This window comes from Brachyspira pilosicoli (assembly GCF_019402445.1).
In the GTDB taxonomy this organism is placed as follows: domain Bacteria; phylum Spirochaetota; class Brachyspiria; order Brachyspirales; family Brachyspiraceae; genus Brachyspira; species Brachyspira pilosicoli_B.
In genome coordinates this window covers 1-6,384 of record NZ_SRZM01000148.1, presented here as the reverse complement: position 1 = coordinate 6,384, position 6,384 = coordinate 1, and the positions used below count along the sequence as shown (strand labels likewise).

4 protein-coding genes are annotated in these 6,384 nt (G+C 28.9%); 2 read left to right on the top strand and 2 right to left on the bottom strand.

Annotated features, from left to right (window positions below; genetic code table 11):
- Positions 1–247 precede the first annotated feature (247 nt).
- Positions 248–2,671 carry a TIGR03960 family B12-binding radical SAM protein gene (locus E6A48_RS05910; protein WP_219709142.1) on the bottom strand — a complete coding sequence of 808 codons (2,424 nt, stop codon included), beginning with the start codon at positions 2,669–2,671 and terminating at the stop codon, positions 248–250.
- 13 nt (positions 2,672–2,684) lie between these two features.
- On the bottom strand, positions 2,685–3,389 hold the full coding sequence (locus E6A48_RS05905; RefSeq protein ID WP_219709141.1) for a B3/B4 domain-containing protein: 705 nt from the start codon (positions 3,387–3,389) through the stop codon (positions 2,685–2,687).
- A 267-nt stretch (positions 3,390–3,656) separates the two neighbouring features.
- Between E6A48_RS05905 and E6A48_RS05900 the strand changes: the two genes are divergently transcribed.
- Both E6A48_RS05900 and lepA read left to right on the top strand, forming a co-directional pair.
- Complete coding sequence (locus E6A48_RS05900; RefSeq protein WP_219709140.1) at positions 3,657–4,118, top strand: hypothetical protein; 462 nt, start codon at positions 3,657–3,659, stop codon at positions 4,116–4,118.
- A 115-nt stretch (positions 4,119–4,233) separates the two neighbouring features.
- Positions 4,234–6,045: a translation elongation factor 4 gene (gene lepA, locus E6A48_RS05895; RefSeq protein WP_157149829.1), complete on the top strand. Its 1,812-nt coding sequence runs from the start codon at positions 4,234–4,236 to the stop codon at positions 6,043–6,045.
- Positions 6,046–6,384 lie beyond the last annotated feature (339 nt).

Sequence of the window (6,384 nt, the reverse complement as noted above, 5' to 3'; positions counted from 1 at the left end):
GGGCACTTCCTTCGGTCGCCCTGAAGGACTTCGTCAAAAAGTTTTTACCCTATGGGTACGCTTCGCAGGGGGGGCAAAGCCACAGATATAAAAACAAGAATATAAATTTATTTTTGACAAAATGTAGTTGTTTAGGTATATAATTTTATATCAACTTTTCCCGTGGCAAAAGTTGCAAAAGCACATATTACTTTTTATTATACAGTGAAATATTAATAAAAAATTAATACCCCAATAAAAATAATGATTATACTAACTTCAGCTTTCTAATATTTTTTATATTAATAGTATTCTTTAAAAGATAGCTCTTAATATCTCTGATTCTTATAGGTTTATTATCATTTTGAAGTATAGTGATAAATATTTCATTGTCTTTTTTGTTTAATATATAATCTCCTAAACGCTCTTCACTTTCTTTTAGAGTTTCTTTATTTGAAAGTAAATTAAATGCCTTATCATTATCATTAGTATTCATTTTATATAAAATATTTTTTGGAAGAGCTTGTATTTTTTTTATGTTTGTGGCTATAAAGTTCGCTTCTAATATTTCTATTCCTATATGGGAAAGTAAATTATTAATTTTATTTTTTAATAAATCTATGTCTATATTATCAGTTAAGCTTACTTCCATATATTCAGCATCACTTTCGCAGGCAAAAGGAGTAGGGGGAGTAAAAACTATTTTTTCAAGAGGGTGAAAACCTCTACTTAAAGATATACTAGCCCCTGCGATTTTAAAAGCACAAACCATTACACGCGATAAATCATGCATACCCAAAAGAGATGATATGCCTTCTTTTTTAAACTTCATAAATACTTTATAGTTTACAGCAAATATATCTCTTTTCTTTAGAGTTTTTAATTCTTCAACCATTTGAGTAAAGTTTGTATTTAAAACTTCTTTTTTATATTTATGGCAATATTTTTTATAATCTATACCGCAGTTTTGACAATTACCTGTAAAGCAGTAGTCTGTAAACTTTCCATTTTGAAATCTCTCGTATTCTTTGTCAAAGAATTGCTGGCTTACAAGAGTGTCAATGCATTTCCAAGGCATATTTATTTTTTTGCTTAATAATTCTTTTATAGTGTATCCGCTCTCTTCTATCACTTCCTTCCAAACATCATATTTGAAATGCTCAACCCAAGCATCAAATCTTGCACCTTTTTTATATGCCTTATAAATAATCTCTCCTATTTTTTCATCGCCTCTTGAAATTATCCCTTCAATTTCTGCCATTCTTGGAGGGTGATATTTGATAGCTACCTTGCTTCCTCTAAAATGGTCTCTTACCTTTCCTATATAGTAAATAGCCTCTTCATCTGTAAGTTGATTATTATTTTCTAAAGGTGTATGAGGCTTTGGTATAAATACATTGATAGCGGCATTTATTTTTACTTTCTTTTTTGATACTTCAAGCATTTTTTCTAATGCTTCTATTATTTCATCGGCCTCTTTTTCTGGGTTATCAGTAAATCCTATCATGAAATATATTTTTACTATCTTCCAGCCCATTTTTTGAACATCGGCAAGTATATTATAAATTGCATCTTCATCCATTGACTTGTTTATTTTTTCTCTTAATTCATGGCTTCCTACTTCTAATGCAAATGTTAAGCCTGTTTTTCTAAATTGTGCAATTCTCTCAGCAGTTTCTTTATCAAATGAATCAATTCTTAATGAAGGCAGGGAGAGAGAAAATCCATTATGCTCTCCTAGTGTCTGTAAATATTCTATTAATTCACCAATATGCGGATAATCATCAGCAGAAAGAGAAAATAAATTTAAAGTATTAGCTCCCGTTGCTTCTAATGACTCCATTGCTATATCAACAATTTTTTCTATAGTGCGGTTTCTTACAGGTCTATAAGTAATTCCAGCCAAACAAAATCTGCAGCTATGTGTACAACCTCTCGCTATTTCTACGGATATTCTGTTTTGAATTCCTTCAACAAGAGGTACTAAAGGCTTTTTTACATAAGGCATTTCATTAATATTTTCAACAAATATTCTTTTTACATTATCTCTTGGATATTTAGGTACATAAGCATATTCAAGTTTTGAAAGCTCTTTTAATATATCATCTCTTTTAGCACCATTTTTTTTGAGATTATAAATTATATCAACAAAGTTTTTCATCTCAAAATCAAATTCACCAAACAAAAATACATCAATAAAATCAACCAGAGGAAATGGATTAAATACGCTTGGTCCGCCTGCAGCTATTATAGGTATATCTTCTCCTCTTTCATCTCTATGTATAGGTATTTGACTTAGTTCCAACACTTGAAGTATATTTGTATATATAAGCTCATACTGCAAAGTAAAACCCAAAACATCGGCATCTTTTACTCTGCTGAAAGTCTCCAAAGTATAAAGCGGTATATTTTTCTCTCTTAAAAGTTTCTCAAAATCTTCAGCTATACTATACACTCTCTCGCAGGAAGCATATTCAATAGAGTTAATAACCTCATAAAGTATAGAAAGCCCCAAATTGCTAATTGCTACTTCATACATATCCGCAAAGCACATAACAAATTTAAAAGGCATATTAGGTTTTATTATAGCGTTTATCTCACCGCCTAAATATCTAGTAGGTTTTACTATGTCCTCGCTTTTTACAAGATTTAATATCTCTTCTCTCATGTTGCTGCTTGAATTATTGTTCATAAATTACCTTTAATTAAAACTCTTCAGATTCATTATTTTCTTTGCTTAAAAAACCTTTTATAGTGGTGCAATTAAATAACTCTTTTAAAATACTTTCAAGTTCATCTCTAGCATCCATTACTTTTTTATCATTAACACCAATAAAACCATCTATTGGAAAAATAATATTAGTTGTAGTTTCTACAATCTTTCCATATTCGCTTTGTCTCCATATCCATCTTCTTGTTCTTATATCATTACCAGAAGTGTATACAAGTTCATTATCTTCTAATAATTCTATTTCAGTCTCCCCAAAAGGTAAAAACTTATCCCCCTTAACAGAATATCTTACATAAAAATCATCATTCATAGAATCAATATCATGTGAACCCATAGGAAGTTTATATTTTATAGATAAAGCATTAACCAAATCTACTATTTTATTTATATGTGGGAACCCTTTACCTTTTGAAACCCTTGTAAGTATAGCCTCTATAGATGATAAAAACTTGTTAGGGTTAATAGATAATTTTTCAAAAGCATTTCTATAGCATAATATTTCACTATATTCTTTTATCTTTACATTTTCTAATTCTTTTTGTGCTTTTGATAAGTTATTATCAAGCAAATCTATAACATATTTATCATTTTCTCTGTTGTCTATATTTTTAGCTACAACAAATGCTATGCATAAATTGTCTAGAGTGTTAAATACTTTTTCTTCTATTTTGAATTTCATATTAATCCTTTATGTAATTATATTTGTTATAATCTTATAAAGAATATAATAAAATGACTCATTTGTCAAAGTATTAAAAAACATAAAAAAATATAAAAAAAATAATTTTTCGGGAACTTTTTTGAATATCAATCGTCTAATATAATACACAACTTAAGAATAATTACTCATAATTTACTCAAAAACTCCGTGTAATGTTTTTCATTATGCGGAGTTATTGAATTTATTTTTACTATTTGTATAATTAATATATACGGAGGTAAAACAATGAAGAAATTATTTTGTATATTTTTTATACTATCAATTAATTTATTTTCACAATACTATTATTCTCCAACACCAAGAGTAGGCAATGTAAAACCATTAATACCTAATCAGAGAATACCAATGTATCAGCCTCGTTATGACTTATATAATCAAAGATATAAAAATTATGGATACACAAAAACATATTATAAAAATGGAAGATTCTATAAATTTGGAAATGGATATATGACTTATCAAGAAAGAGAAAAATTAAAAGCAATAGACGGCAGATATTCTCCAAGAATTAGAATGCTTGAAGATAGAATGAGAGTAAATAATTCTAAGATACTATCAGAAATATATCAAAAATCTCCGAATAATAATGCTGTAAATAGTGCTGTTAATGATAATTTTAGAATACAGATGCAAATACAGATGATGGAAACATTAAGAAATTTAGATATAGACAGAAATTTTAAATAGATATTTTACTATACAAAACTATTTGCAAAAAGCCACTTGCTATATTATAATATATCATCTAAATATAATTTTATTATCAAAAATATTTTAATAATATAAGGATATATTTTAATAAATGTCATACGCAGAGAAAATTAGGAATTTTTGTATTATAGCACATGTTGACCATGGAAAAAGCACTTTAGCCGATAGAATCATAGAACATACCAAAGCTGTATCAAGCAGAGAAATGAAAGCACAAATTTTGGACTCTATGGATATAGAAAGAGAGAGAGGAATAACAATAAAGAGTCAGGCTGTAAAACTTTCTTATCAAGCAAAAGATGGAGAAGTATATACTCTTAATTTGATTGATACTCCGGGACACGTTGACTTTAACTATGAGGTTTCTCGTTCACTTGCTGCTTGTGAGGGTGCTATACTTGTAGTAGATGCTGCTCAGGGTGTTGAGGCTCAGACTATTTCTAATTTTTATCTTGCTTTTGAAAATAATTTGGAGATTGTACCTGTTATAAATAAAATAGATTTGCCTGCTGCTAATATTGAACTTTGTAAAGAGCAGATGGAAAAAGAGTTTGGTGTTAATAAAGATGATATTGTTTTAGCGAGTGCAAAAAATGATATAGGAATAGACGAGATACTTGAAGCAGTTGTTAAGATGATACCAGCTCCAAAGGATAATACTGATAAAAAAACAAGGGCTTTGATATTTGATTCTTATTATGACCCTTTTCGCGGTGCTGTTATGATAGTGAGAATATTTGACGGCTCTATTAAAAAAGATGATAAGCTTCTTTTAATGGAAACTAAAGCAGAGTATGAAGTTGAAGAATGCGGTACACTTTTACTTGGACTTAAATCTGCAAATGAACTTAAAAGCGGTGAAGTAGGATACATCATCGCAGGTATTAAAAATATATCAGACATAAAAATAGGAGACACTATTACCCTCGAAGAAAACCCTTCTGATGAACCTTTGATTGGTTATAAAGAAGTTCTTCCTATGGTATTTGCTGGCATTTTCCCTGCAGAAGATGAAGATTACACTAACTTACAAAAGGCATTAGAAAAATTAAAACTTAATGATGCTTCTTTGGTTTATGAGCCAGAGCGTTCTATAGCTTTAGGGTTTGGATATAGATGCGGTTTCTTAGGGCTCTTGCACTTAGAGATTGTACAAGAGCGTTTAGAGAGAGAGTTTAATCTTAATCTTGTAATAACTAGCCCTTCTGTAGAAGTAAAATTAAAACTCACAAACGGTGAAGAGAAACTCATAGATAACCCTGCAGATTTTCCTTCTGCACAGTATATAGAAAAATGTTATGAGCCTTTTATTAATGCTCTTATAATAGTGCCTACCGATTATTTAGGAAATATTATATCTCTTTGTATAGACAGAAGAGGCACTCAAACTTCACTCACATATTTAGATGATAAAAGAGCTGAAATAAAATTCGATTTGCCATTAATAGAAGTAGTGTATGACTTTTATGATAAATTAAAATCAATATCAAGAGGTTATGCTTCTTTCGATTATGATTTTTCAGATTTTAGAGAAAGCCAAATAGAAAAAATAGACATACTTGTTCATGGTGAAGTAGTGGATGCATTATCATTTATGGCTCATAGAAGCAATGCAGAAAGCAGAGGAAGACAAATTATAGAAAAATTAAAACATCTCATACCAAAACATATGTTTCAGATTCCTTTGCAAGCAGCAATTGCAGGTCGCATAATAGCAAGAGAAAATATAAGTGCATTAAGAAAAAATGTTACAGCTAAATGTTACGGCGGAGATATTACAAGAAAAAGAAAGTTGTTGGAGAAACAGAAAGAAGGTAAAAAGAGAATGAAGGCTATTGGAAGCGTGGAGATTCCTCAGGATGCATTTATAAGTGTACTTAAAACTGATGACAATAATAAATAATAACAAATTTCTTAACCGCACGGTAAACATATTTTTATTTATTGTTTAGATTATAATTTTAATATTATTATATTTTAAATTTTACTCTGCGTGCGGTGTGTATGTTATAAATTAAAAAAATCTTGGGTGGAGGTTAATATTCATAATTAAGCAATAAGAAATAAAAAGCATATATTACAAATTAAAATTATAAAATCTATAGGGTGGGAATATAAATAAATTTAAAAGCTAATTATATAGCCTATTTTTATAACTAAAATATAGTATATACTATATTTTTATTTATGATTAATTTATTTATTACTAGTATTTACTTTTAATTTCTAAATACAATATCTC